Here is a 24,965-nt window from a genome sequence, read left to right as displayed (position 1 = left end):
CGCAGGGTGTCAGGCGTCCCGACGATTGACCACGAACACTGCTGCGCCGAAGATCACCGCCGTGAAGACGACGAAGTAGATCAGACTGCCGACCGGACCCCAATGGAAGTCCGTACCTGTCGAGCCGCCGAGGAAATGGTCGGCGTTCTTGAAGGGCAGGAACGGCTGAATCTTTTCGCCGACCTTCGGGATGACTCCGACGAGGCTCTCGATCAGCAACGGCCACAACAGTAGGACGGCGATGGCACCGGCGGACTGCCGGATGAGCGCACCCACCGCAACAGCGAGAACGATCTGTACGAACGCCAGGACGGCAGTGCCGTAGATGACTCGCCACGTGCCGTCGACGTCGAAGCTCAGGAGCGCGCCCGCTTCTTCACCCGCGATCGATTTCGCCAGGAAGAATGCACCGAACGCGAGGATCAAAGACAGCACCGCGCCGTACACGCCGACGATCAGCGCCTTGGCGCCGAGCACCGAGGCCCGGTTGGTGACCGCCTGAAATGTCGTCCGGATCAGGCCGAAGCGGTATTCGCTGGTGACGGTGAGGGCCGCCAGGATCATCAGCACCATGATCCCCAGCCCGCCTACACCGCTGCCGACGACGTCGTACGCAGTGGTCGGCGGTAGCCCCTCCGGAGCATCCGGGCCGATGGCCGTCTTTGCGGCCCAACCGAGGATGGCTCCGAACCCGAGGCCGAACACCACCACGATCGCGCTGCACCACCACGGCGATTTGGTCGAGGTGAACTTGATTCTTTCTGCTGCCAAGACGCCCATCAGAGTGACCCGCCCATCGCTTGCTGAGTGTTCTGGTCTTCGGCACCCGCGCCGTGGTATTGCACTGTGTCTCCGGTGAGTTTCATGAATGCTTCCTCGAGCGAGCCTCGCTGAGAGGCCAACTCGTGCAGGGTGATTCCGGCGCGTCCGGCGATATCGCCGATCGTGTCGGTCGTGGAGTTCAGCACCACTAGCGAGGGCTGAAGCTCATCGGTCTTGTCCGGCTCGCGCACGGTGAGACCGGCCGTGGTCAGGGCCTGTCGGAGCCCGTCGAGCTGTGGACTGCGCACGCGCACCGACGCCTCGGAGGCGTGGTCGATGAATTCCTGCACCGAGGAATCCGAGATCAGCTTGCCGCGTCCGATGACGATGAGATGCTCTGCAGTCTGGGCCATCTCCGAGAGCAGGTGGCTCGAGACGAGCACCGTACGACCCTCGGCTGCCAAGCGCTGCATGAACTTTCGGATCCAGACGATGCCCTCGGGGTCGAGGCCGTTGACCGGCTCGTCGAACAGCAACACCTTGGGATCGCCCAGCAGAGCGCCGGCGAGACCGAGCCGCTGCGACATGCCGAGTGAGAAGCCGCCCGCATTCTTCTTCGCGACCTCGGACAGTCCCACCAGACGCAGCACCTCTTCGACGCGCGACTTGGGGATGCCGTTGGACGCGGCCATCCACTCGAGGTGAGCACGTGCCGAACGGTTGGGGTGCACCCACTTGGCGTCGAGCAGAGCACCGACGGTACGCAGTGGTTGCTTCAGGTGGCTGTAGCTCTTGCCCTCGATGGTCGCCGAGCCCGAGGTGGGTCGGTCGAGCCCGAGGATCATCCGCATGGTGGTCGACTTGCCTGCGCCGTTGGGGCCGAGGAAGCCGGTCACGATGCCGGGTTTGATGGTGAAGGTGAGGTTGTCGACCGCCGTCACCGCGCCGTATTGCTTGGTCAATCCTGTCACTTCGATCATGGGGTCAACCTTCCCCGATCGAACGCGTCCGCACATCGACCTACAGTCGCCGATTGCATCATCCTTTCGGATGACACACACCCTGAGACAGTCGGTCATATGGGCGGCACGCGGCCAACCAGGCGCAGCCGCAAACCCTGGAAGGTGCCGGGCCGCCGACGCAGCCGCTCACATCGGCGAGCTGGCCTGCGCCCAGAATCGTTTCGGTATACGTCCTGCGTGTCGGGCCTGGTAACCAGCCGCTACCGCATGTCTCATTGCCGACGCCATCAGCGCGGGATCCTTCGCGCGGGTCACGGCGGTGGCGAGCAGCACCGCGTCGCAGCCGAGTTCCATCGCGAGGGTGGCGTCGCTGGCGGTACCGATTCCCGCGTCCAGGATCACCGGCACCGTTGCGGCGTCGACGATCATTTCGATGTTGTGCGGGTTGGCGATCCCGAGACCGGTGCCGATGGGCGAGCCGAGCGGCATGACGGCCACACAGCCGATGTCCTCCAGGCGCTTGGCCAGAACTGGGTCGTCGGTGGTGTACGGCAGCACCTGGAAGCCGTCGTCGACGAGTTGCTCTGCAGCCTTGACCAATTCGATGGCGTCGGGCAGCAGGGTTCGCTCGTCGGCGATCACTTCGAGTTTCACCCAGTCGGTCTCGAGCGCCTCACGGCCCAGCTGCGCGGTGAGCACTGCCTCGGCCGATCCTCGGCACCCTGCGGTGTTCGGCAGCGGCGCGATGTTCAACCGGCGCAGCAGATCCAGCACTCCCGTCCCACCCGCGGCGTCGACGCGGCGCATCGCAACAGTGGTCAGTTCGGTTCCGGACGCGACGAGGGCCTCTTCGAGTACCGCGAGATTGGCCGCTCCCCCGGTGCCGGTGATGAGCCGAGAGCTGAAAGTGCGATCGGCGATGACCAGTTGATCAACCACCCTGAACCGCCGTAAGAACGTCGATGGTCCAACCCTTTTGGACGTCGGTGGTGTCCCACCGACTCTTGGGCAGCACGGCTCCGTCGACGGCAACAGCGATACCCTTCTCCGGCATTCCGAGCTTGTCGAGGAGTCGAGTCATGGTCATGTCCTCGGTGAGCAGGTGATCCTCGCCGTTGACGGTGATGCCGATGGCAACCTGTGTCATGGTGTCCTTTCGATCTGCGGGCTGTGAATGTGCGAGAAACGTTCGGGGTCGGCCGCTTTCGCCTCGGGCAGCACTTCGCCGGCAATCAGTGTGGCTACCGCGTCGGCGGTGATGGGGGCGAGCAGGATCCCGTTGCGGCCGTGGCCCGTGGCGACGATCACCTGGGGAGACAGCCTGCCGATGATGGGTAGTCCGTCCGGGCTCATGGGCCGCAGTCCGGCAGCTGTTTCGTACAGCTCGTATTCGCCGATGCTCGGCATGAGCCGTTCGGCGTCGGCTATCAGGTCGCGTACCCCGGCGACGGTGACCTGCGTGTCCTGCCCGGATTCGTATTGTGTTGCGCCGACGACCAATCCGTCCCCGCGTGGCACCAGGTAGATCGGTCTGCCGTGTACGGTTCCGCGAATTGTGCGGTGCGGCGGGGGCGCGGCGCTCGGTCGACGACGCAGCCGCAGGATTTCGCCCTTCACCGGCCGGACGGGCAGCGTGGGCCACAGCGCGGCCGACTGTGCCCCGGCGGCCAGAACCACCTGATCGACGTCGGGGATGGTCTCCACCGGGGCGGTCACGAACTCCACTCCCGCATCCAGGCATCCCTGCTCGAGCGCGGCAACCAGCGCTCGATTGTCGACGGACAGCTCGGTCGGTGCCAGCAGGCCGAGCCGAATGTTCTGTGCCAGAGCAGGTTCGAGCTCACGCAGCTGTGCGCGGCCGAGAATCTCCAATTCGTGTCCTTGCTCGCCCACCCACTCGGCAACGGTCCGCAGATCGGCGGCATCGGCGGAGTCGAGGGCAACCGTCACCGATCCGGACGCGGAGAACACCGACGGGCCGGGCAGGCGCTCGGCGAAGTCCGGCCACCGCGCCAGCGAGGCAGCACCCAGGTGCAGGAGTTCGTGTTCGCCCGGCCACCCCTCGGACAGCGGGGCCAGCATGCCGCCGGCCACCCAGGACGCGCCCTTGCCCAGAGCAGGATCGTGCACGACCACTCGGTGACCGTCCTGGCTCAGGCGCAGCGCCGTCGACAGCCCGATGACGCCTCCGCCGATAACGACGATGTGCACGCGATTCACGTCCTCACTCCCTGCGCCCGCATGATCGGGTTCAGGTATTGACGGTAAGGGCGGCGAACCCACTCTCAGCCCCACGATCCTCGGGACTCCCGCGATATCTCGGCCACTCCGTCGTCGGTGGCGGCCACCATGAGAATACAGTTCGCTTTGTGCATCCATCTCAGACCGCCCGCAATCAGACTCCCCGTGAGCGTCTTGCGTCCGCTCGCCTGTACCTGTGTACCGATGCCAGGCGCGACAAGGGCGATCTCGCGCAGTTCGCCGAGGCCGCGTTGTCCGGTGGCGTCGACATCATTCAGCTGCGCGACAAGAACTCCGCCGGTGAGCGCCAGTTCGGGCCGCTCGAGGCCAAGGACGAGCTGGCTGCACTGGCGATTCTGCTCGGCGCGACCAAGCGGCACGGTGCACTGCTGGCGGTCAACGACCGCGCGGACCTGGCGCTGGCCTCCGGCGCGGACGTGCTGCATCTCGGTCAGGGCGATCTGCCGGTGCACTACGCCCGCCAGATCCTCGGTCCGGACGTGGTGATCGGCCGCTCGACGCAGAACCGGGCCCAGTCCTCGCTCGCTGCGATCGAGGACGGCGTCGACTACTTCGCCGTCGGGCCGGTCTGGCCCACGCCCACCAAGCCCAACAGATCGGCCGCCGGGCTCGAGACTCTGCGGGCCACCGCGGACGCGCTGCCGGAGCGGCCGTGGTTCGCCATCGGCGGCGTCGATGCCACCAACGTGGATCAGGTCAGGGCAGCCGGTGCCGACCGCATCGTGGTGGTCCGCGCCATCACCGAGGCCCGGGACCCACAGGCAGCCGCTCGCGCGCTGGTCCAGGCTCTGCAGGCCTAGCCGGGGCACACTGGACGGAGTGTTCTCCTCCCTCGCCCCGGCCCGTCGCCGGTTCGTCCTCGCTCTCCTCGTCCTGGTTGCAGTCGGGGTCGTCGTGGTCGCCGCGATTGTTGCATCGTCGCTCCGTACCGATGACCCCGTCGCGAGCGTCGACCAGGCGGTGCCCGGCCCGGTGCTGCTGGTCCCCGGTTTCGGCGGTTCCACCGATGCGCTCGATGTGCTCGCGTCCGCGCTGCGAGAAGACGGTCGCGACGCCACCGTGGTGGCCCTGCCGGACGGTGGCGTCGGCGATCTGACCGCCCAGGCGGGCACCTTGCGTGACGCTGCCGACGCAGCTCTGACTCGGACGGGAGCGACGTCGGTCGACGTCGTCGGGTATTCCGCAGGCGGCGTGGTGGCCCGGATCTGGGCCGCCGACCTGGGCGGCGCCGAGCAGGCCCGGCGCATCGTGACCCTCGGCTCCCCGCACCACGGCACCCAGGTGGCGGGGCTGGCGGCCCAGGTCCTGCCCGATCGATGCCCGACGGCCTGTCAGCAGCTCGCCCCGGACAGCTCCGTGTTGGCCGCCCTGAACTCCGGCGACGAGACCCCGGAGGGGCCGCAGTGGGTGTCGATCTGGACCGACGTGGATCAGGTGGTGACCCCGCCTACCTCGGCCGAACTCGACGGGGCGATCGACATCCCCGTCCAGAGCGTGTGTGCCGACTCCACCGTCGATCACGGGAACCTGCCCCGCGATCCTCTCGTCGCGGCGATGGTCTCGGCCCAGTTGGAGGGCAGCTCCACCACCCAGCTCGGCGCAGCTGATTGCAGCCGTCTCAGCTAGTGATGTCCTTGGTCGTGAAGTTCGCCCACGCCGCACCCAGGAGCACCACGACGTAGACACCCTGCAACCCGACGCCGCGCACCAGGTCCCGCGTCGGCACCGGATCGCGGAACAGGTCGACGAAAGCCAGCCAGTATCGCGTCGGCAGGTACGGCGCGATGGCGTCGGCCGCGTCCAGTGTCAGCAGCAACGAGCTGGCGATGAGGAAGGCCAACGCGCCCAACGTCGCGGCGAGCGGGGAGTCGGTCAGGGTCGAGAGAAACAACCCCATGGCAGCGACTCCGAGCATGGACAGCGTCACGTAGAGCACGGCGATGACGGTGCGCACGGCGACCTGTTGATCGGTCAGCACCGTGCCGGACACGCTGGAAACGCCGGCCAACGACGTGGTGTCGAACAGCGTCGTACCGACGAAATACGCGACGGCGGCCACGATGACCACGGCCAGCAACACGAAGGCGGCCACCGAGATCAGCTTTGCCACCAGTAGTCGGGTCCTTCCCACCGGGCGGGCCAGCAGGTAGCGCAGGGTGCCGGCCTGGGCCTCGCCCGCGACGGCGTCGCCGGCGATGACCGACACCGCGACGGGCAGGAACAGCGGCAGCACGATGGCGAGCGCGGCGAGCGGGAAGAGCTGGCCGTTGGTGGTCACCGCCGACAGGAAGGCAGGGCCTTCGCCGGGCCGCGGACCGATGTCGGTGAGTGCCAACAGGCCCGCGACGATGGTGGGCAGCAGGTTCAGCAGGAGGATGACGACCCAGGTGCGGGGTCGACTCAGCATCGCGCGCAGCTCGACGCCGATCATGCGGTCACCTCCGTCCGGGTTGAGCGGACAGGACCGTCGACTCGGTCGGCGCTGGCGCCGGTGGCAGCCAGCACGGACTGCTCCAGACTCATCTGCTGCGTCGTCAGCTCGCTCACTCGGACCCCACCTTCGACGAGCAGTCGATTGAGCAGGGCCGAGTCGGGGTGTTCGATCACGAGCTGCTGCCCTTCACGGTGGAGCACGGTGGCGTGCTGGACTCCGGCGAGCACGGCGACGGCCTCGGCCGGGTCCGGGGTGCCCACGAGCACTCGGCCGGTGGGCTGTTGGAACGCGGAGAGCTGATCCTGCAGAACGAGGCGACCCCGATCGAGCACTCTCACTCGATCGCACAGTTGCTCCACCTCGGCCAGCAGGTGGCTGGAGAGGAACACTGTGGTGCCCTTCGCGTGCAGGCCGAGGAGCAACTCTCGAATCTCCAGGATTCCCTGTGGGTCGAGACCGTTGGTCGGCTCGTCGAGTATCAGCAGCTCGGGGGTGCGCATGAGTGCCGCGGCCAAGCCGAGGCGCTGCCGCATGCCGAGCGAGTACTGCTTGACCGGTCTGCGTCCCACCCCGGCGAGGCCCACCTGTTCGAGGGCCTCGCCGACACGGGCGGTCCGGGTGCGCCGGGCACCACCCGGCCCGGCCGCGTCGAGCAGCGTGAGGTTCCGGCGTCCCGAGAGATTGGGGTAGGCGGCGGGGTTCTCGATCAGCGCACCCACCCGCGGCAGCACGCTCCTGCGTCGCCGCGGCATCTCCTCGCCGAGCACCTGCATCTGCCCGGAGGTGGCCAGGACCAGGCCGAGCAGCATCCGCACGGTCGTCGTCTTGCCGGAGCCGTTGGCACCGACGAAGCCGTAGATGTCGCCGGCACGCACATCGAGGTCGACGCCGTCGACTGCTCGCACCGATCCGTAGCTCTTGGTGAGGCCGGTCGTGCGGATCATGTGGCTGCTCCTTCGAGCTGCAGGGCGGCGGTGGCCAGGGTTTCTGCGGTGACGGTGCCGGACAGCAGGTAGCGACGCCGGTCGGCGGTGGGCTCGGTGATCAGGACGTTGAGCGGCCCGATCGACAGCGCGACGCTGTTGCCGGTGACGACTGCGCCAGGGGCTTCCCGCAGCTGGTCGATGAGCCCGCGCGCGGCGCGACGCGGCAGCGGAGCGGCGATCAACTCGGTCACCCCGCGGCCGTAGATTCCCACCGCACCCTGGCCGCCGCGGTCCATCAGGTCGAGTCCGGACAGCGTCGACGGAAGACCGGCGGCGTCGATCCCGTCGGCAAACGAAGCGATGTCGAGACCGTCCTGCTGCTGCACATCGGTTCCTGGCGGCGGGACGAAGCGGACGGTGTCGGCGTCCGGGGTCGCGGAGGAGAAGTCGAGGAACGCGGTGCTGACGATAGGGCGAGTGGCCCCGTCGCCCAGCACGTCGACCTGCAGCGGAAGACCGCTGTCGGGATCGACCCACACGTCTACCTCGGTGACGGTGCTCTGCGGCTCGCTGGGGATCAGTCGGAGGCCAGGGGCGTCCCGGCCGGCGATCCGACGATCCGGCAGCCGGGTGACCTCATCGGCGTTCGCTTCGCTGAGCAACCGCTGCCCGAGCTCCGGGGGCAGCAGGTCGGCTTCACGAGGCAGGCGCAGGCTCGGCTCGGGTACCGGTGTCACCACTGCCGTGTTCTGTTCGTAGTCCCAACTCCACAGCCGAGCCGGGCTCCGGTAGAGGCCACGCTCCCCGGCGAGGCGCACGGTGTCGACGCGCCAGCTGTCCGGGCCGCGATACCAGGCGCGCAGGGTCGTGGTGTCGCCCAGTAGATCCGGAAGGCCGCCGAGTCCGTCGGTCACCGGCAGAGTGACACCGCCGACCGCCTGGGCGTAGCCCGAGTACGGCGTCGCGGTGGAGGACTGGACTCGGGAGAGCAATTCGGCCGCGGTGATGTTCGACGCCTCGACGGGCCAACGCGCTATCAACGAGGGGGTGGCGACAAGCACGGCGATGCCGAGCACCACCGCCAGCCACCGCCACTTCTTGCGCACCTCTTCGACCGTACGGACGTACCCGGTGTGCTGCATGTGAGCAGAACCGACCGCGGTCGAACGCCAGGTTCTCTACAACCAGCCGAGGACGGTCGACGGCGTCAACACCTGCACCGAGTCGGGCAGCCGGTCGCGCAATCCGCGGTCGGCGGTGACCAGCGCCGTCAGATCCCCGTCGAGACGGGCCTGATCGGCCAAGGTGTCGTCGCCGCTGGCGTTCGCGAGAATCGTCCTGGTGCGCGGGTCGTTCACCACCGCGTCGCGGGCCTCGCCTTCGAGGACGGCCTCGATTCTGGTGAGCCACCCGTATTGGCCGCCGGGCAGTTCGACGGTGCGTGGCAACGTCTCGGCGAGCGAGGTGAGCAGTGCGCCGGTCGATCCGGCGCGGTCCTTCCACCAGCCGTTCGGTCGTGAGCCGAGCACGTTGGCGGTGTCCAGCAGTACCCGCAGCGGCACGGTGCGCAGCGCCGACCAGCTCGATGCGAACCCCGGGTGCAACGGGAGGTCGGCGACGATCGATTCCGGTACCCAGCGCAGTTCGGTGCTCTCACCGTTGGGCACGGTGGTCAGTGGATGATCGGTATCGGCAACGACGGTGGTGTACGACCAGCCGCTCGCGACACTCGCAGTGACCCGTTCGCTCCGCACGCACAGCTGTTCGGCAGCGATACCGGCTTCCTCGTGAGCCTCGCGTACGGCCGCGTGCTCGGTGCTCTCGTGAGAGTCACGGGCCCCGCCGGGCAGCGCCCACGTTCCGCCCTGGTGGCTCCACAGTGCGCGGTGCTGCAGCAGTACGAGTGGTTCTCCGGTGTTCGACGGTGCGCGGAGCAACAGTCCGGCGGCCCCGTGCTTTCCCCAGTGCCGAGAACCGTCGGCACCGATCACCCACCCGTCCCCGTCACCTCGCATGCTCACCACCCTAGGGGAATCGTCCGCCTGTAGTGACTGTGCTGTAGTGGCTGCAGTACGGTCCGCCTGCTTATATGCTCGGTGACGTGATCGCGGCCGGCATTACCCCCTCCGCTGCCGTGCCTCCGACAACGGCCACTCCCGTCGGTACCGTTGCCGGCAAGCCACCGGTTCGCTACACGATGCGTTCGACGCCTGCGCGGTTGGTCGCGATGGGAACCGCGCTGGTGGTGTTGGCGTTGACGGTCGGAAATCTGGCGTCCACGGCTGTCACCGAGCGGGTGGACACCTTGGGCACGCTGCTGGTGCGGACCGAACCGTTCGCGAACTCGGCGCAGAATCTGTACGGGGCACTGTCGGTGGCCGATTCCGCTGCCGCAACCGCATTCATCGCCGGCGGTCTCGAACCGGCCGAGGTACGCGAACGCTACTCGCAGGCACTCGGCGAGGCGTCGTCCGAACTGATCGCAGCGTCGGCCGGAGTGACCGAGAACGACGAGGCCACCAGTGCCGTGCTGACGCAGATCGCCGCCGGACTGCCGGTGTACAGCGGTCTGGTCGAGACGGCCAGGGCCAACAACCGGAGCGGGAACCCGGTGGGGGCGGCATATCTCGGTGAGGCCTCGACGATGATGCAGACAAGTCTGCTGCCGCTGGCCGAGAAGTTGTACACCGAGCAGGCATCACGGGTGTCGGCCGATCAGGAACGGTTCACCAGCCCGCCGTTCTTCGCGATCGGGTCGGTGGTGTTCCTGCTGATGATGACCGGCCTGGCGCAGTGGTACCTCTCGCGAACGACGCGTCGAACGTTGAACGTCGGATTCCTCGGTGCCACAGCCGCTGTCGTCGGCCTGCTCGGCTGGATGTTGGTGGTAGGACTGATCTCCTCGATCGCTACCGACCGCGCGCTCGATCGCGGTGTCGCGCCGCTGAAGTCGTACACGACGGGTTTCATCATGGCGCAACAGGCCAGAGCGGACGAGACCCTCGATCTCGCACGCCGCGGCGGCAGTCAGGATTACGGACAATCGTTCGACGCCAACGTCTCTCGAATGTCGGAGATGTTCCAGGGTGATACCGCGGTGATCGACGCGCTGAACACATGGTCCGGCTCGCATGCGCGCATCGATTCCGCGCTCGAAGTCGGCGACTTCAACGGCGCGGTCGCCATCGCCACCGGAACCTCGGAATCCGATTCGGCCGCCGCCTTCACTGCACTGGACAGTGTTCTGGTCGACGGCATAGAGAACGCGCGAGCCGAACTACGGTCCAACATCGACCGCTCGGTCGGTGTGTTGTCCGGCTTGTCCAACGGCGCGTACGTGCTCACCGTCGTCGCCTCGGTGGCGTTCGGTGTCGGCCTGTTCCCGAGGCTGCGTGAGTACCTGTGAAACGTCTGCTCGCCGTCGGCCTCGTGACCACCGCACTGCTGGTCGGCTGCACTCCGCCGGAAAGCTTTGCGCCACAAGTCGATACGACGTTCTCCGAACCGCCGCTACCGGACGGCGCATCCGTGGCCGCTCGGCCGACCGAGACCCCGGCCGACGACGAGTGCGCCCGCCCCACCGCCAGCCTGCGCCCACTCACGACCGGCACGGATGCACCGCCGGTACCGCAACCGACCATCGACGCACTACGCGCAAAGGGCCGCCTGGTAGTCGGACTCGACACGGGCAGCAACCTTTTCAGCTTCCGTGATCCGATGAGCGGGCAGCTGGTCGGGTTCGACGTCGATATCGCGCGGGAAATCTCGCGGGACCTCTTCGGCGATCCGAACAGGTTGGACTTTCGCATTCTGACCTCGGCACAACGGCTGGAGGCCCTGCAGGATTCCTCGGTGGACATCGTGGTGAAGACCATGACCATCACGTGCGCTCGACGCAAGGACGTCCAGTTCTCCACCGTGTATTTCCAGGCGCAGCACCGGATTCTGGTGGTGCAGGGTTCGGGTATCCGCGGCGTCGGCGACCTGGCGGGCAAGCGCGTGTGCGCCGTCGAGGGCACCACCTCACTGCGACGACTGCAGCGAGTGCAACCTGCAGCAACCGTGGTCACTGTGCCGATGTGGTCGGATTGCCTTGTGGTGCTGCAACAACGACAGGTCGACGCGATCAGCACCGATGACGCCATTCTCGCCGGTCTGGCTGCGCAGGATCCCTACCTCGAGATCGTCGGCGACAGCCTGAGCCCGGAGCCGTACGGGGTGGGGATCAACCGAGACAACGAGGATCTGGTGCGGTTCGTCAACGGAACGCTGGCGCGCATTCGCGCCGACGGAACCTGGAATCGCATCTACAACCGATGGCTGACGGTCCTCGGCCCCTCCCCCGGCCCGCCTACCGCGTCGTACAGCGACTAGAGGCATCATGGACGACGACGAACAGCAAGCTACTGCCCCAGCGGACAAGACGCAGGCAGTCTTTCGGGCCGAGTCGGGAACCGACGGAATCGAACGCACCCAAGCAGTGTCGAGACGCCCAGCCGTGTCACGGGCACCGATCGACGATCGGACCGCACGGACGCCGGGCCCCGTTTCTCCTGACGCCGGCTCGACCGAACGCGGAACAGCGAAGTCGGCTGCAACACGGGCGGCATCCACCCGTTCCAGGACGGGTAGGTCCAGATCAGGTCGATCGCGCAGCACCGGCCTTCGACGTCGACTCGGGGGCGGGCTGGTCGACGTACCCCGGGTGGAGCCGGTCGATCCCGAAACTGCGGTGATGTCGGATCCGACGGTGCCGCAGCACAAGCGGTTCTGCTGGAAGTGCAACGCCAAGGTCGGCCGCAGCGAGCCGGGCGAGCCCGACATCGCCAAGGGCGTGTGTCCGCACTGCGGCACGACATTCGACTTCACGCCCCTGCTCGAGCCGGGCGATCGAGTGGTCGGCCAGTACGACGTGCAGGGCTGTATCGCGCACGGCGGACTCGGTTGGATCTATCTCGCCATCGACCGCAACGTCAGCGACCGCTGGGTGGTACTCAAGGGACTACTGCACTTCGGCGACGAGGAAGCCCACGCGGTCGCGGTCGCAGAGCGTCAATTCTTGGCCGAGGTAGCGCATCCCGGCGTCGTCAAGATCTACAACTTCGTCGAGCAACCCCGCAGCGACGGGTCGACCGTCGGCTTCATCGTCATGGAGTACGTCGGTGGTCGGTCGTTGCGCGACATCCTCGGTACGTGCGACGGCGGAAGGATGCCCGTCGAGCAGGCACTAGCCTACGTCCTGGAAGTGCTTCCGGCACTGGGCTACCTGCATTCGATCGGCCTGGTCTACAACGACCTCAAACCCGAGAACATCATGGTCTCCGACGACCAGATCAAACTCATCGACCTCGGCGCGGTCGCGGGTATCGAGGACTACGGCTACCTGTACGGCACGGTGGGCTACCAGGCACCGGAGATCGTCAAGACGGGACCGACGGTGGCGTCGGACATCTTCACGGTGGGCCGCACGCTCGCGGTATTGACGCTGGACATGCCCTCGAAGAACGGTAAATATCTCGACGGCCTGCCGTCGGTCGAAGATTCCGAAGTGCTGCAGCAATTTCCGTCATTGCACCGACTGCTACTGCGCGCGACGCACGAGAACCCCGCTCGACGGTTTCGATCAGCGGACGAATTCGCCGGGCAGGCGACCGGGGTGCTACGCGAGATTCTGGCCATCCGAACGGGCGTCGAGCGCCCCGGCCTGTCCACGGTGTTCAGCCCGCCCCGTACCACCTTCGGAACCGAGCAGTCGGTGGGCCGGACCGACACCTACGTGGACGGTACGGTACGCCACGAACGCATGACCGCAGCCGAAGTTGTTGCGGCGCTACCCGTTCCACTGGTGGACCCCAACGATCCGAGCGCGCCCTTGCTCGCGGCGGCCGTACACGTCGAACCTCGCCAGACCCTGGACTCGCTGCAGCACGCCAAACGCAACGGCATCGAACGCATCACTGCAGGCGCGGACAAGCCCAAGGACTCCACGACTTCCTCGTCTCCTGTCGACCTGGGGGTCGAGATCACCCTCGCCGAGGTCAAAGCCAATCTGGATCTGGGGAACGTCGTCGAGGCCACCGAGATTCTGGCCAAGGTGCAGTCCGAGGACGACGCCGCCGATCCGTGGCGGGTGCAGTGGTACGCAGGCCTGATCGCGCTGCTGCATCACGAATACGATTCTGCGTTCACGAGTTTCGACAACGTGCTCGGAGCGATGCCCGGAGAGCTGGCCCCCAAGCTCGCTCTCGGTGCCACCTCGGAATTGCTCGGTCATGTCGCCGCGGGCAAAGCCGACGAAGCCGAGAAGTGGCGAGCCCGAGCCGAGGGCCTCTACCGAGCTGTGTGGCGTACCAACCGCGGCATCGTGAGCTCGGCGTTCGGCTTGGCCCGGCAGTTGCAGCGGCGCGGTGATCAGACCGGGGCCATCGCCGCTCTCGACCAGGTACCGATCAGTTCACGGCACTACTCTATGGCGCGCATGACCAGTGTGCTGACGCTGCTGATGGACCGCTCGCGAGCCGAACTGTCCGAAGCCGACTTCCGTTCCGCCGCACGCCGAGTTGCGTTGCTACCCAAGGCGGAGAGCCGGGCACTACAGATGCGGACGCTGGTGCTCGCGATGGCCCTGGACTGGATCGTCTCCGGCCACGCCGCCACGGCCGAACGGGAGCCGATTCTCAGCGTCCCGTTCACCGAGGACGGATTGCGGCGTGGCACCGAGAAGGGGCTGCGGGCGTTGGCCCGCAACGCCACCGATCGCGCGCATCGCTTCTCACTGGTGGACCTGGCGAACGCTATCCGGCCACGTTCACTGTTCTAGTCGCCGTCACGAACCAGATTGTCCGTCGCCCGAGCGATCGCCAGTTCCTCGTTGGTCGGCACCACCAACACGGTCACGGTCGACGAATCGGTCGAGATGACGCGAGCCTGCCTGCTGCGCACCGTATTACGCTCCGGGTCGATCTCGATGCCGAATCCCTCGAGGTTCGCCAGGGCGTCGGCACGCACGGCGGCCGCGTTCTCGCCGACACCGGCGGTGAACGTGACGACGTCGAGCCGGCCGAGTCCGAGCATGTACGCGCCGATGTATTTGCGCAGGCGATGGATGTAGACGTCGTACGCCAGCCGCGCGGAGGCGTCGCCGTCGTCGATCCGTTGCTGCAGTTGCCTGAAGTCGTTGACGCCGGACAGTCCGATCAGTCCGGATCGCCGGTTCAACAAGGCATCGATGTCGTCGACGCTCATGCCTGCGCTGCGGCGCAGATGCATGATGACGCCGGGGTCGATGTCGCCGCTGCGAGTCCCCATGACGAGTCCTTCGAGCGGGGTCAGGCCCATCGAGGTGTCGACTGCCTTGCCACCGGAGACCGCGGAGGCCGAGGCTCCATTGCCCAGATGCAGGACGATCTGGTTCAGGTCTGCGAGATCGCGTCCCAAGAACTGCGCCACCTGGTCCGAGACGTAGTGGTGCGAGGTGCCGTGAAAGCCGTAGCGCCTGATGTCGTGCTCGGCGGCGACGCTCGCGTCGATGGCGTAGGTAGCGGCCGCGTCGGGCAGTGAATGAAAGAAGGCCGTGTCGAACACCGCCACATGCGGGACGTTCGGCAGCTGCTTCCTGGCGACCTCGATGCCGAGTACGTTCGGCGGATTGTGCAGCGGTGCAAGGCTACTGAGATCGGATATCTGCTGCACGACGGCGTCGTCGATGATCGTCGGACGGTAGAACACCGTACCGCCGTGGACGACGCGGTGCCCGACGGCGGTGACGTCGGAGCCCAGTTCGATCCCGGCGTCGGCGAGCATCTCGAACGCCAGTGCCAGACCGACACCGTGATCCTCGATGTGCTGGGTACGCTCGACGCTCTCGCCACGATGGTCGAGTTCGACGCGGCCGTCGGATTCACCGATGCGCTCGACGAGCCCGCTGGCCACGGACTCGCCGGTGCCGGGGTCGACCAATTGGAACTTGACCGACGACGACCCGGAGTTGACGACGAGGATGCTCACGATTCGCTGTTCTCCTTGGCTGCGTCGGCAATGCCCTGTGCCTGAATAGCCGTGATGGCAACGGTATTGACGATGTCCTCGACGAGTGCGCCGCGGGACAGATCGTTGACGGGTTTGCGCAGGCCCTGCAGAACCGGTCCGACGGCAACGGCACCGGCGCTGCGCTGGACGGCCTTGTAGGTGTTGTTACCGGTGTTGAGATCCGGGAAGATGAACACCGTCGCGCGGCCGGCCACCTCGGAGTCGGGCAGCTTCGACGCGGCGACGGACGGCTCGATGGCCGCGTCGTACTGGATCGGACCTTCCACGAGTAGTTCCGGATTCCGTTCGCGCACAATCGCAGTGGCCTGTCGAACCTTGTCCACATCGGCGCCGGAACCGGATTCTCCGGTGGAGTAGGACAGCATGGCCACCCGCGGTTCGATGCCGAACTGGGCCGCCGTCTGCGCCGAGGACACGGCGATGTCTGCGAGCTGCTCGGCTGTCGGGTCCGGCACGACGGCGCAGTCACCGTAGGCGAGTACGCGATCGGACAGGCACATCAGGAAGATCGACGACACCGTCGACACTCCCTCGGTTGTCTTGATGATCTCGAAGGACGGCTTGATGGTGTGCGCGGTGGTGTGCGCCGCGCCCGAGACCATGCCGTCGGCGATTCCCTTGTGCACCATCATCGTTCCGAAGTAAGAGATGTCGGCCATGATCTCGCGAGCGCGCTCGATCGTCATGCCCTTGTGCTTGCGCAGTTCGGTGTATTCGGCCGCGAAGTCCTCGGTGTACTCGCAGTTGTTGGGATCGAGCACAGTGGCTTTGTCGAGGTCGACACCCAGTTCCGACGCGCGTCGGCGAACAGGACCTTCCTCGCCGAGGATCGTGAGGTCCGCAACCTGACGCTGCAGCAGTCGGCCGGCAGCCCGAAGGATGCGATCGTCGCCGCCCTCGGGCAGGACGATGTGCTTGCGGTCGGCACGGGCCCGGTGGATCAGCTGGTACTCGAACATCTGCGGAGTCGTGATGGTCGGGATGGCGATGTCGAGCCGTCCCAGAAGGGTTTTCGCGTCCACTCGCTGTTCCATCAACCCCAGCGCGGTGTCGACCTTGCGCTGCGATCCCACCGCGACACGGCCGCGGGTCTGCGCCGCGGCAGAGGCGGTATCGAACGTGCCGAGATCGGTGGTGAGGATCGGCAGCCGGGGGCCGAGTCCCGCCACCAGACGCGCGATGGCCGGATGGGGCTCGATGCCGCCGTTCATGATGATGCCGGCCAGCGACGGAAAGCCCTCGGCCTCATGGGCATTCACCAGTGCGAGCAGTACGTCCGATCGGTCCGCAGGCGCGATGACGACCACACCTTCGGTGAGGCGTTCGAGGATGTGCTCGGCTGTCATGCCACCGACCATGACCCGCAACGCTTCTCGCTGCAGCAGCGACGAGTCACCACTGTAGAGGGTGCCGTCGACGGCGTCGAGCAGCTCGGCCATGGTCGGGGCCACGAGGAGGGGGATCTCCGGCAAGCTCCACGCAGGCACCCCGACCGACGCCAACGCATCGGTGACCGCATCGAGATCGTCGGGGGCACAGCGGTTTGCCACGATGGCGGCCAGATGAGCGTGATGTTGGCGTAGTTCGGCCTGGCACAGAGCAGCCAACTGCGCGATCTCGTCGGGTGTGCGATCCGATCCACGCAGTGCGAGCAGCACCGGGGCACCGAGATTGACGGCGATCCGGGCGTTGAAGCCGAGCTCACTCGGGCTGCCGACATCGGTGTAGTCGCTGCCCACGATCACCACGGCGTCGCACTGAGCAGCAACCTCGTGATAGCGATTGACGATCTCGCTGAGCGCGCCATCCTGGTCGGTGTGCACCTGCTCGTACGTGACGCCGAGCGACTGCTCGTACGTCAGATCTGCGGTGGTGTGCTCGACGAGAAGTTCCAGAATGTAATCGGGCTCGTCCGTGGAGCGCGCGATGGGCCGAAACACTCCGACCCTCGCTGCGGTAGCAGCAAGCATCTGCAGCACACCCAACGCAATGGTGGACTTGCCGGAGTCGCCTTCCGGTGACGCGATGTAGATGCTCGAGGGATACATGTCCGACGCGTCGGTGCCGCTGGGCTCAGCCATGCCCGCCAGCTTAGTGCGGGTCGTTCCGCAGGCTCCACTCCTGCCCAGTGGGTGGGGTGTTGACACCGGGCGCGGTCGGGCTGTCCTATGAACCATGGCCGATTCACCGTTCCCGGACGTGCGCTGGGGCAGCGAGACCTCGTTCATCCGCAAGCCCGCCGTCAAGTTCGCGTCGACCAAGCCCGGTTCGTGGGTGATCAGGAACCTCGCGGGCGTCGACCGCTGGTTGTTGACCAAATCCGATGGCCGGTTCACCGTCCTCGGCCCTATCGCGGCACCGGTGGTGTTGCTGACCACCACCGGCCGCAAATCCGGCAAGCCGAGGACGAGCCCGCTGCTCTACTACCGCGAAGGCGACAAGATCTTCGTCGTGGGCTCCAATTTCGGTCAGCAACATCACCCGGCATGGACGTCCAACCTCCTCGCCGATCCGAAGGCCGTGGTGGCCATCGGCGGCAAGAAGATTCCGGTGACGGCCACCCGCATCACCGGCGACGAGAAGGCCCGCATCTACCGACAGTTCGACGCGATGGTCGAGGTGTACGGCGAGTACGAAACCAGGACCGACCGCGACATGCGATTGTTCGCACTCGCGGCCGATCTCGGTGGTTCGTCGTAACTAACCGAGCTTCCGCAGGCGCGGCGCGAGGTCCTTCTCGAAGAGTTCGAGGAACCGCTTCTGATCGTGACCGGGGGCATGGAACACCAGGTGGTTCAGGCCCGCGTCGGTGTACTGCTTGACCTTCTCCACGGCCTCGTCCGGATCCGATGCCACGATCCAGCGCTTGGCGACCTGCTCGATCGGCAGCTCGTCGGCGGCCTTCTCCATCTCGATCGGATCGTCGATCGAATGCTTCTGCTCGGGCGTCAGCGACAGCGGGGCCCAGAAGCGGCAATTCTCCAGTGCCAGTTCGGGATCGGTGTCGTAGCTGATCTTGATCTCGATCATCTTGTCGATCTCACCGGCGTCGCGCTCGGCCTTACCCGCACCCTCTTCCACAGCCGGAAGCAGCTTGTCGGTGTAGAGCTCCATGCCCTTGCCCGAGGTGCAGATGAAACCATCGCCCGCGCGTCCTGCATACCGCGCCACGACGGGTCCGCCGGCCGCGATGTACACCGGGATGCCGCCCTCGGGGACGTCGTAGATCGACGCACCCTTGGTGGTGTAGTACTCGCCCTCGAAATCGACACGGTCACCGAGCCACAGCTCGCGCATCAAGCGCACGGACTCACGCAGGCGCGCGAATCGTTCCTTGAACTCCGGCCATTCCCCGGTGAATCCGGTAGCGATCTCGTTGAGCGCCTCGCCGGTACCGACACCCAGCATGATGCGCTCTGGGTACAGGCAGCCCATCGTCGCGAATGCCTGGGCGATGACCGACGGGTTGTAGCGGAACGTCGGGGTGAGCACCGAGGTACCGAGCTGGATCGTGTTCGTCCGCTCACCGACGGCAGTCATCCACGCGAGCGAGAACGGCGCATGCCCGCCCTCGTGCCGCCACGGCTGGAAATGGTCGCTGACCGTCGCGGAGTCCATTCCGTGCTGCTCGGCGAGAACACCGAGCTCGACCAACTCACGCGGCCCGAACTGCTCCGCCGATGCCTTGTAACCGAGTTTGAGACCCTGCGCCACGCCGAACTCCTGTCGTTGGTCGTCCTAGTTCTTCGATTGTGCACCCGCGGTGGTCGGCTGAGTACTACTGGATCCCCAGAACGGTGACCACTGCAGCCAATACGGCCACCGCACCGATACCGATCGCGAAGATCCACAGGTCCCGGGACTCCGGCATCGGTGCACCGCGTTCCAGGGCAGCGCGCACCCGCATCCACCGCCGCAGGCCGATGACCGGTGCCGCGGCGGCGAGTCCGATCAGAATCAGACCGAGTGCCGTCCGCACCCATCCGGTACTGAAATCGGGAACCAGATGGACGATCGCGATACCGCCGGCCAGGAGCCCGAGTGAGGTCCGCAGCCACGCGAGAAAGGTGCGCTCACTGGCGAGCGTGAACCGCTCGTCGGGGCGCGTCACGCGCGTGCGGTCATGCGCTCGCGAATCAGATGGGCAACCAGTTCAGGATCGTCGGGGGTGAAAACCGGCGAGATGCGGCGGATAGTCAGCACCACTGCAGTGTCCTTCCTGGGACGCATCACGTCCAGCGGAAGCCACCGACCGACCATCGCACTCGTCAGTCGGCATGCCCCGCGTTCGGTGCGGGCGTACGGACCAACGTGAGGTGGGAGGTACGACGCAACTCGAATCCGATGGACAGGTAGAGGTCGATGGCGCGCACGTTCGCGGCCGATGCATGCAGGAACGGCTCCTCACCGCGGGCGCGGATACCGTGACCGATCGCGCGCACCAGGTCCGTGGCCAGACCCTGCCCTCGGAATGCCGGGTCGGTGCACACCGCGCTGATTTCCGTCCACCCCGGAGGGTGCATGCGCTCACCGGCCATCGCGATCAACGCCCCTCCGCGTCGGACTCCGAGGTACGTGCCGAGTTCGATGGTCCGGGGCAGGAACGGTCCGGGCTCGGTGCGGCGAACCAATTCGAGCATCTCGGGGACGTCTGCTGCCGTGAGCGCGACGGCGTCAGCGAAGGGCCTCGTCTCGAGGTGCGTGCCCACGAGTTGCACCAAACCGAAGGTCTCCACATGCGACCACCCCTCGGGCAGTGCGCGTTCCGGTCCGTTCAGCGCCACCACGGTTCGGGGGCCGAACAAGGCCGCGATGTCGTCCCAGTCCTGCGGATCGAGCACGTCAGGGTGCACCAGGAACGGAGACACTTCGGGATCCGCCCGCACGACCCGTCCGCGCCGGACCGCAAAGCGCGAGAGTGCGCCGTCGAGGGAATTGCGGACGGGGTCGTCGAGAGGATGAGCAGACACAGCAAATAGAGTCGCACGAACGGTCGACGGTCAACGCACCGTCAATGTCGACACCAATACTTATACCGGTATAGTTATTCGTCACACGACGAAAGGCATCACATGATCGAGATTCTCCCACCCAGCAAGATCCCCCTCGCACGCAAATCCGGCGCTCTGGTCGCCGAAATCCTCGAGACCGTCCGCGAGCGTGCCACCGTCGGCACCAACCTGCTCGAGATCGACGAGTGGACCAAAGACATCATCCTCGGAGCCGGGGCAACGTCCTGCTACGTCGACTACGCGCCGTCCTTCGGTCGCGGCCCGTTCGGTCACTACATCTGCACCTCCGTCAATGATGCTGTGCTGCATGGCCTTCCACACGACTACGCATTGACTGACGGCGATCTGCTGACTCTCGATCTCGCTGTGGTCCTCGACGGCGTCGCAGCGGACTCTGCCATCAGCTTCGCAATCGGCGAGCCCCGAAAAGAAGACACCGCCATGATCGACGCCACCGAACGGGCTCTGGCTGCGGGGATCGCAGCGGCACGTCCGGGAAACAAGATCGGCGACATCTCGCATGCCATCGGCACCGTCCTCGGCGAGGCGGGCTACCCGATCAACATGCAGTTCGGCGGTCACGGCATCGGGTCCACCATGCATCAGGACCCACATGTGTCCAACAACGGGCGGCCGGGCCGCGGCTACGGACTTCGTCCCGGCCTGATGTTGGCACTCGAGCCGTGGATCATGGAAGACACCGACGAGCTCATCACCGACGACGACGGCTGGACCCTGCGCAGTACGACGGGATGCCGTACTGCGCACAGCGAGCACACGGTGGTCATCACCGACGACGGTGCCGAAATCATGACCTTGCGGGTCTGACTACAGGCGCTTCTCGAAGGTGTTCGAGAACGGCAGGACCTCGTAGGGAGGAAACACCGGGATTCGGGTGTAACCGCTCTTCTCGTACAGTCGAACCGCGTCGGGCTGACGGTCTCCCGTCTGCAATATCAGCCGCGGCAGCCCTTGGTCGCGGGCGGCATTCTCCGACGCCTCCAGCAGGGCAGCCGATACTCCCGTGCCGCGATGGTCGGGGTGCACGAACATGCGCTTGAGCTCGAGGTCCGCCCCGTTCCAACGCAGCGCTGCATGCCCGACGGCATGCTCATCCCCCTCCGCTTCACGGCGATACACGACGAACGTCCGGTGCACAGTGCTCTCGTCGACGGCGTTGGCCTGGGTCTTCGACATCAGAGCGGCCCGGTCTGCGTAGCGGGGACCAACCTCGGCGGCCATCGCCGCGCGCAGGGTTTCGGCGTCGGGGTGATCCCAGTCGACGGCTCGGGTGAACAGGGCGGCGCGGGATCGGCATACATCGGTCACGCCCGATCGCAACACGTCGACGGTCATGGGGTCAACAATTGCGATCACGGTGAGCGCATCTCTGGCGCACGAGCCCGCCGTCGATCACTCTGTGACGGTGAACAAGAACTGTCGCTGCCCACGCTGACCAACTGCCCGGTATCCGCAGCACACCCTTGTCTCAGGAGCTCTCCAGCATGACCACCGAAGCCACCGTCGTTGTCCACATCTCCGATTCCGGCACATCGTCCCTGCAGGGATTGACCCGACCGCAGTTGCACGCACTCGCCGATGCGCTTCGCAGTGCCACCAAAAGCTATGCGCCGCATGCGAAGATCCTGACGCGATTCGATGTTCGGGTCAACGATCTGAACGCTCCCCTGGTCATCGACATCCCTGCCCGAGACGTGATCCTCGGCGGAAAAAGCATTCGGCTCAGTCACACCGAGTTCGAGATCTTCGCGTATCTGGCTCAGCATCCACGGGTCGTCGTTGCGAGATCCGAGCTCAACACATCCGACGGCGGACGCAGCGTCGACGTCCACCTGTCGAGGGTGCGCACCAAATTAGGCCAATTCGGTCGACTGATCACCACGGTCAGAGGAACCGGGTACCGCTTCGACCCGGAACCGGGAATCCGCGTAGTCACCCAACCGACGATATTGCGCAGCGCCTGAAAGTTACTGCGGCAGAGCAGCAGTTCTGCGTCGACGGTTTCGACGGACCACTACGAACACGAGCAGTGCAACCAGAACCACGGCGATCACTGCACCGAGTGCCGTTGCGCCGCGGAAACCCGGCGCGCTGGTGTCGAGGGTGCGTTCACCGGCATGGGCGGCATTGCTGGTACCGAGGACGATGGTGAGGGTCAACAGGTTCGGAATCGCAGTGACGACAGCGAGGATCACCGAGCCGATGGCAAGCTGCTTACCCGCCCTACCCTTGCGGACCGTCCAGGCGCTCCAGAAGAACACCAGCGGTGCAAACGTGCAGACGATGCCGAACAACAGGCCCCACAGAATGCCCTTGGTGAACGTACGGTCGGCCAGTTCTTCGACCCGAAGACTCCACCAGCGCGGAAGAAACGCCGCCAGGATGAAGTACGCAATCAACAACAGGACGATGCCGGCTCCGACGAGGATGCCCCGCCTCTTCCAGTTCGCCGAGCTGGTCGACGGTGCGGGCGTGGTCGGATCGGCAGTCATGAGGACATCGTAGATCGTGCAGAGCAGTACCCCACTCGAGTCGAGACCTGATCGTTAGCTTCCATCGTCGGCGCGCGTCCCGGACAGCCCGTGCTCGTGCCGAGTTCGAATCACTGTGAGCCGAACCGTTCCGCTTCGGTCGTCGGAGGGCCATCGTCGGAATTCATGACAACCAGCTCTATTCGAACGTCCGTCGTTCCCTTCGTGATCAATGCCAGCGGCACCGGGGTCGCCCAGCACCTCGTCGCCGAGGGCGATGCAGGCCACCAATTCGACACCGATGCCTATCCCGCATTCGGCGGTAAGGACGAGGCACCCAGCCCGTTGTTCTACGCGCTCGGTGCGTTGACCTCGTGCAACCAGGTGACGGCCGCCCTCGTCGCCAAGGATCTGGGAATCACACTCGGCGAGTTCACGTTCCGCATCCAAGGCGACCTCGACACCGCAGTGCTCGTGAACGGTGACGAAGGAAATGCGAACTTCGAGGCCGTGAAGGTCGAGGCGACGGTACAGACCGACGCCGACCAGGAGACCTTCGACAGGTTCGTCTCCGAGGTCGCTCGCCGTTGCCCGGTGACCCAGCTCTTCGTGCGCAGTGGCCTGGAGTTCGTGAACGAATGGTCGCGCGCAGAGTTGAGCTGACCGAGCTCGTCCCTCGGCCCGATTCGTAGGGCGCTCCGAAGCGCCCTACGAGGCCTGCTCCCGCTCCGACGCGGTCTCCTCGTCGAGACCGAGGTGCCCGCGCAGCGTGGTGCTCGTGTACTCGGTTCGATACACCCCGCGCTCTTGTAGGGCAGGGACCAGTTTGTCCACGAGGTCGTCGATGGCATCAGCCAAGTGATAGGGGTTGATGTTGAATCCGTCGACCACCCGGTGCCGCACCAGATCGGCCCATCGATCAGCCAAAGCCGCAGGCGTGCCGGAATGGAACCGAGACGCAGGCGAGATCTCGAGTACCAGTTCGCGGATCGACAGGCCCTTCTCCTCGGACAACGCGCGCCACTGGGCAATCTGATCGAGCTTGCCGGTCCGCGCGTCGACCGCGAGGGTGCCACGGGACGGATCGAGCTCGTCCTCTACCGGTTCGATGTCGGGCAGCGGACCTTCCGGGTCGTAGCTCGAGAGATCCTTACCCCAATAGTGCTCGAGGAACGCGATGGCGCGAACTCCGTTGTAGGCGTTGGACCGTAGCCAGCGAACCTTCTCCTCCGCCTCCGCCTCGGTGTCACCGAGTACCACGGTGACACCCGGCAGAATCTTGACCGCATCGGCGGCGCGACCGTACGCAGCCGTTCGTGCGCGGAGATCTCGCGCGTACGCCACCGCCGCGTCGTAGGCGTTGTTGGCCGAGAAAACGACGTCGGCGTGCCTCGCTGCCAGATCGCGTCCACCCGAAGAATCCCCGGCCTGAAAGAGCACGGGCCTGCCCTGCGAACTGGACCGAACATTAGGTGCTGCATGGGCTTTCAGCAGATCGGTATCTGCGTCGATATCCGAACCCGCCCAATACTGTTTCGCCAGTTCGACTACCTGGGTTGCCCGCTCGTAGCGTCGTTCGTGGTCCAGCCAACCTCCGCGACGGAAATTCTCACCCGTCCATGCGTTGTCGGTGGTGACGATGTTCCATCCGGCGCGCCCGTCGGACAGGACGTCGAGGCTCGCCAACCGCCGCGCGAGCTCGACGGGGATGCTGTAGGTGGTGTTCTGCGTGGCGACCAGTCCGATGCGCTCGGTCACCGACGCCAACGCAGCGAGCTGTGTGATCGCGTCCGGCCTGCCGGCGATGTCGGTGGAGAGGATCGCACCGCGGTTCTCCCGAACCCGCTGACCGTCGCCGAGGAAGAATGCATCGAACAGACCGCGTTCGAGCTTGGTTGCCACCTCGACGAAGGTGTCCGTCGCAACCTGATCGGGTGCCTTCGGATCCTCCCAGACCGTCTGGGCACCGATTCCCGGATAGAACACGCCCAGATGAATCTGTGCATTCGGGTCGAACGGTGCGCCGGTGTCCGGGTGCTGGTCGTTGGTGCTCACGATGATTCTTC

General features: G+C 66.0%; 26 protein-coding genes and 1 riboswitch. Of the genes, 9 read left to right on the top strand and 17 right to left on the bottom strand.

All coding sequences use genetic code 11. The features are described from left to right. Window positions 1-9: 9 nt before the first annotated feature. From CH305_RS13260 to thiO, 5 genes are all read right to left on the bottom strand, one after another. Entirely contained in the window at window positions 10-780 is a 771-nt protein-coding gene (locus tag CH305_RS13260) for an ABC transporter permease (RefSeq protein ID WP_032401762.1), read from the bottom strand. Beyond that, window positions 780-1,742 carry an ABC transporter ATP-binding protein gene (locus tag CH305_RS13255; RefSeq protein WP_032401761.1) on the bottom strand — a complete coding sequence of 321 codons (963 nt, stop codon included), beginning with the start codon at window positions 1,740-1,742 and terminating at the stop codon, window positions 780-782. Before CH305_RS13255 ends, CH305_RS13260 begins: the two co-directional genes overlap by 1 nt. A gap of 168 nt (window positions 1,743-1,910) precedes the next feature. After that, window positions 1,911-2,663 carry a thiazole synthase gene (locus CH305_RS13250; protein ID WP_094703933.1) on the bottom strand — a complete coding sequence of 251 codons (753 nt, stop codon included), beginning with the start codon at window positions 2,661-2,663 and terminating at the stop codon, window positions 1,911-1,913. Next, complete coding sequence (thiS, locus tag CH305_RS13245) at window positions 2,656-2,871, bottom strand: sulfur carrier protein ThiS (RefSeq protein WP_032380248.1); 216 nt, start codon at window positions 2,869-2,871, stop codon at window positions 2,656-2,658. The genes CH305_RS13250 and thiS overlap by 8 nt, the downstream gene beginning before the upstream one ends. Then, window positions 2,868-3,935, bottom strand: coding sequence for a glycine oxidase ThiO (thiO, locus tag CH305_RS13240; protein ID WP_094703999.1), 1,068 nt, complete (start codon window positions 3,933-3,935; stop codon window positions 2,868-2,870). The genes thiS and thiO overlap by 4 nt, the downstream gene beginning before the upstream one ends. Then, window positions 3,936-4,047, bottom strand: a riboswitch (TPP riboswitch). It abuts the gene before it with no gap. A 46-nt stretch (window positions 4,048-4,093) separates the two neighbouring features. Between thiO and thiE the strand changes: the two genes are divergently transcribed. Both thiE and CH305_RS13230 read left to right on the top strand, forming a co-directional pair. Then, window positions 4,094-4,786: a thiamine phosphate synthase gene (gene thiE / locus CH305_RS13235; RefSeq protein WP_032401758.1), complete on the top strand. Its 693-nt coding sequence runs from the start codon at window positions 4,094-4,096 to the stop codon at window positions 4,784-4,786. Between the two features lie 19 nt (window positions 4,787-4,805). Further along, window positions 4,806-5,612: an alpha/beta fold hydrolase gene (locus tag CH305_RS13230; RefSeq protein ID WP_094703932.1), complete on the top strand. Its 807-nt coding sequence runs from the start codon at window positions 4,806-4,808 to the stop codon at window positions 5,610-5,612. On the opposite strand, the gene CH305_RS13225 is transcribed toward CH305_RS13230, so the two are convergent. Genes CH305_RS13225 through CH305_RS13210 form a run of 4 tightly spaced genes read right to left on the bottom strand, consistent with a single transcriptional unit; the run spans window position 5,605 to window position 9,361 of the window. Beyond that, complete coding sequence (locus CH305_RS13225) at window positions 5,605-6,417, bottom strand: ABC transporter permease (protein ID WP_037148848.1); 813 nt, start codon at window positions 6,415-6,417, stop codon at window positions 5,605-5,607. The genes CH305_RS13230 and CH305_RS13225 overlap by 8 nt on opposite strands. Then, complete coding sequence (locus tag CH305_RS13220; protein ID WP_094703931.1) at window positions 6,414-7,364, bottom strand: ABC transporter ATP-binding protein; 951 nt, start codon at window positions 7,362-7,364, stop codon at window positions 6,414-6,416. Before CH305_RS13220 ends, CH305_RS13225 begins: the two co-directional genes overlap by 4 nt. Next, window positions 7,361-8,488, bottom strand: coding sequence for a hypothetical protein (locus tag CH305_RS13215; RefSeq protein ID WP_094703930.1), 1,128 nt, complete (start codon window positions 8,486-8,488; stop codon window positions 7,361-7,363). Before CH305_RS13215 ends, CH305_RS13220 begins: the two co-directional genes overlap by 4 nt. 36 nt (window positions 8,489-8,524) lie before the next feature. Beyond that, entirely contained in the window at window positions 8,525-9,361 is an 837-nt protein-coding gene (locus CH305_RS13210) for an NUDIX hydrolase (RefSeq protein WP_094703929.1), read from the bottom strand. An 86-nt stretch (window positions 9,362-9,447) separates the two neighbouring features. Between CH305_RS13210 and CH305_RS13205 the strand changes: the two genes are divergently transcribed. From CH305_RS13205 to CH305_RS13195, 3 genes are read left to right on the top strand one after another with little or no spacing between them, the layout of a single operon-like run. Further along, on the top strand, window positions 9,448-10,752 hold the full coding sequence (locus CH305_RS13205; protein ID WP_230592338.1) for a hypothetical protein: 1,305 nt from the start codon (window positions 9,448-9,450) through the stop codon (window positions 10,750-10,752). Next, window positions 10,749-11,720: a glutamate ABC transporter substrate-binding protein gene (locus tag CH305_RS13200; protein ID WP_094703928.1), complete on the top strand. Its 972-nt coding sequence runs from the start codon at window positions 10,749-10,751 to the stop codon at window positions 11,718-11,720. Before CH305_RS13205 ends, CH305_RS13200 begins: the two co-directional genes overlap by 4 nt. Before the next feature lie 7 nt (window positions 11,721-11,727). Then, window positions 11,728-14,166 carry a serine/threonine-protein kinase gene (locus CH305_RS13195; RefSeq protein ID WP_179278281.1) on the top strand — a complete coding sequence of 813 codons (2,439 nt, stop codon included), beginning with the start codon at window positions 11,728-11,730 and terminating at the stop codon, window positions 14,164-14,166. Here CH305_RS13195 and CH305_RS13190 read toward each other — a convergent pair. Both CH305_RS13190 and pta read right to left on the bottom strand, forming a co-directional pair. Continuing rightward, the gene (locus tag CH305_RS13190; protein ID WP_094703927.1) at window positions 14,163-15,353 is read right to left on the bottom strand and encodes an acetate kinase; all 1,191 of its coding nucleotides are present in this window, start codon (window positions 15,351-15,353) and stop codon (window positions 14,163-14,165) included. The two genes, CH305_RS13195 and CH305_RS13190, sit on opposite strands and share 4 nt — an antisense overlap. After that, complete coding sequence (gene pta, locus CH305_RS13185) at window positions 15,350-17,476, bottom strand: phosphate acetyltransferase (RefSeq protein ID WP_170944721.1); 2,127 nt, start codon at window positions 17,474-17,476, stop codon at window positions 15,350-15,352. The genes CH305_RS13190 and pta overlap by 4 nt, the downstream gene beginning before the upstream one ends. Window positions 17,477-17,570: 94 nt before the next feature. On the opposite strand from pta, the gene CH305_RS13180 reads away from it, so the two are divergent. After that, window positions 17,571-18,095 carry a nitroreductase/quinone reductase family protein gene (locus tag CH305_RS13180; RefSeq protein WP_094609437.1) on the top strand — a complete coding sequence of 175 codons (525 nt, stop codon included), beginning with the start codon at window positions 17,571-17,573 and terminating at the stop codon, window positions 18,093-18,095. On the opposite strand, the gene fgd is transcribed toward CH305_RS13180, so the two are convergent. The 3 genes from fgd to CH305_RS13165 form a co-directional block, all read right to left on the bottom strand. Next, a complete protein-coding gene (gene fgd / locus CH305_RS13175) occupies window positions 18,096-19,109 on the bottom strand; it encodes a glucose-6-phosphate dehydrogenase (coenzyme-F420) (protein ID WP_094703926.1) in 1,014 nt (337 codons plus the stop codon). 64 nt (window positions 19,110-19,173) lie between these two features. Further along, complete coding sequence (locus CH305_RS13170) at window positions 19,174-19,506, bottom strand: YidH family protein (RefSeq protein ID WP_094703925.1); 333 nt, start codon at window positions 19,504-19,506, stop codon at window positions 19,174-19,176. A gap of 157 nt (window positions 19,507-19,663) precedes the next feature. Continuing rightward, entirely contained in the window at window positions 19,664-20,365 is a 702-nt protein-coding gene (locus CH305_RS13165; RefSeq protein ID WP_094703924.1) for a GNAT family N-acetyltransferase, read from the bottom strand. 102 nt (window positions 20,366-20,467) lie between these two features. On the opposite strand from CH305_RS13165, the gene map reads away from it, so the two are divergent. Then, the gene (map, locus tag CH305_RS13160) at window positions 20,468-21,235 is read left to right on the top strand and encodes a type I methionyl aminopeptidase (protein WP_094703923.1); all 768 of its coding nucleotides are present in this window, start codon (window positions 20,468-20,470) and stop codon (window positions 21,233-21,235) included. On the opposite strand, the gene CH305_RS13155 is transcribed toward map, so the two are convergent. Next, window positions 21,236-21,763, bottom strand: coding sequence for a GNAT family N-acetyltransferase (locus CH305_RS13155; protein WP_052058270.1), 528 nt, complete (start codon window positions 21,761-21,763; stop codon window positions 21,236-21,238). Window positions 21,764-21,912: 149 nt separating this feature from the next. On the opposite strand from CH305_RS13155, the gene CH305_RS13150 reads away from it, so the two are divergent. Beyond that, window positions 21,913-22,392, top strand: a complete 480-nt coding sequence (locus CH305_RS13150; protein ID WP_094703922.1) for a winged helix-turn-helix domain-containing protein — start codon at window positions 21,913-21,915, stop codon at window positions 22,390-22,392. A 3-nt stretch (window positions 22,393-22,395) separates the two neighbouring features. Here the strand turns inward: CH305_RS13150 and CH305_RS13145 are convergent, their stop codons facing one another. Next, complete coding sequence (locus CH305_RS13145) at window positions 22,396-22,920, bottom strand: permease (protein WP_094703921.1); 525 nt, start codon at window positions 22,918-22,920, stop codon at window positions 22,396-22,398. Window positions 22,921-23,085: 165 nt separating this feature from the next. Between CH305_RS13145 and CH305_RS13140 the strand changes: the two genes are divergently transcribed. Beyond that, window positions 23,086-23,562 carry an OsmC family protein gene (locus CH305_RS13140; protein ID WP_094703997.1) on the top strand — a complete coding sequence of 159 codons (477 nt, stop codon included), beginning with the start codon at window positions 23,086-23,088 and terminating at the stop codon, window positions 23,560-23,562. Between the two features lie 45 nt (window positions 23,563-23,607). Here CH305_RS13140 and CH305_RS13135 read toward each other — a convergent pair whose 3' ends face one another. After that, window positions 23,608-24,954, bottom strand: a complete 1,347-nt coding sequence (locus CH305_RS13135; protein WP_094703920.1) for an LLM class flavin-dependent oxidoreductase — start codon at window positions 24,952-24,954, stop codon at window positions 23,608-23,610. Window positions 24,955-24,965: the final 11 nt, after the last annotated feature.

Source organism: Rhodococcus sp. 15-649-2-2 (assembly GCF_002258645.1).
Classification (GTDB): Bacteria; Actinomycetota; Actinomycetes; order Mycobacteriales; family Mycobacteriaceae; genus Rhodococcoides.
Note: the sequence above shows the minus strand (reverse complement) of the source record. Positions and strands in the feature narration are given on the sequence as shown.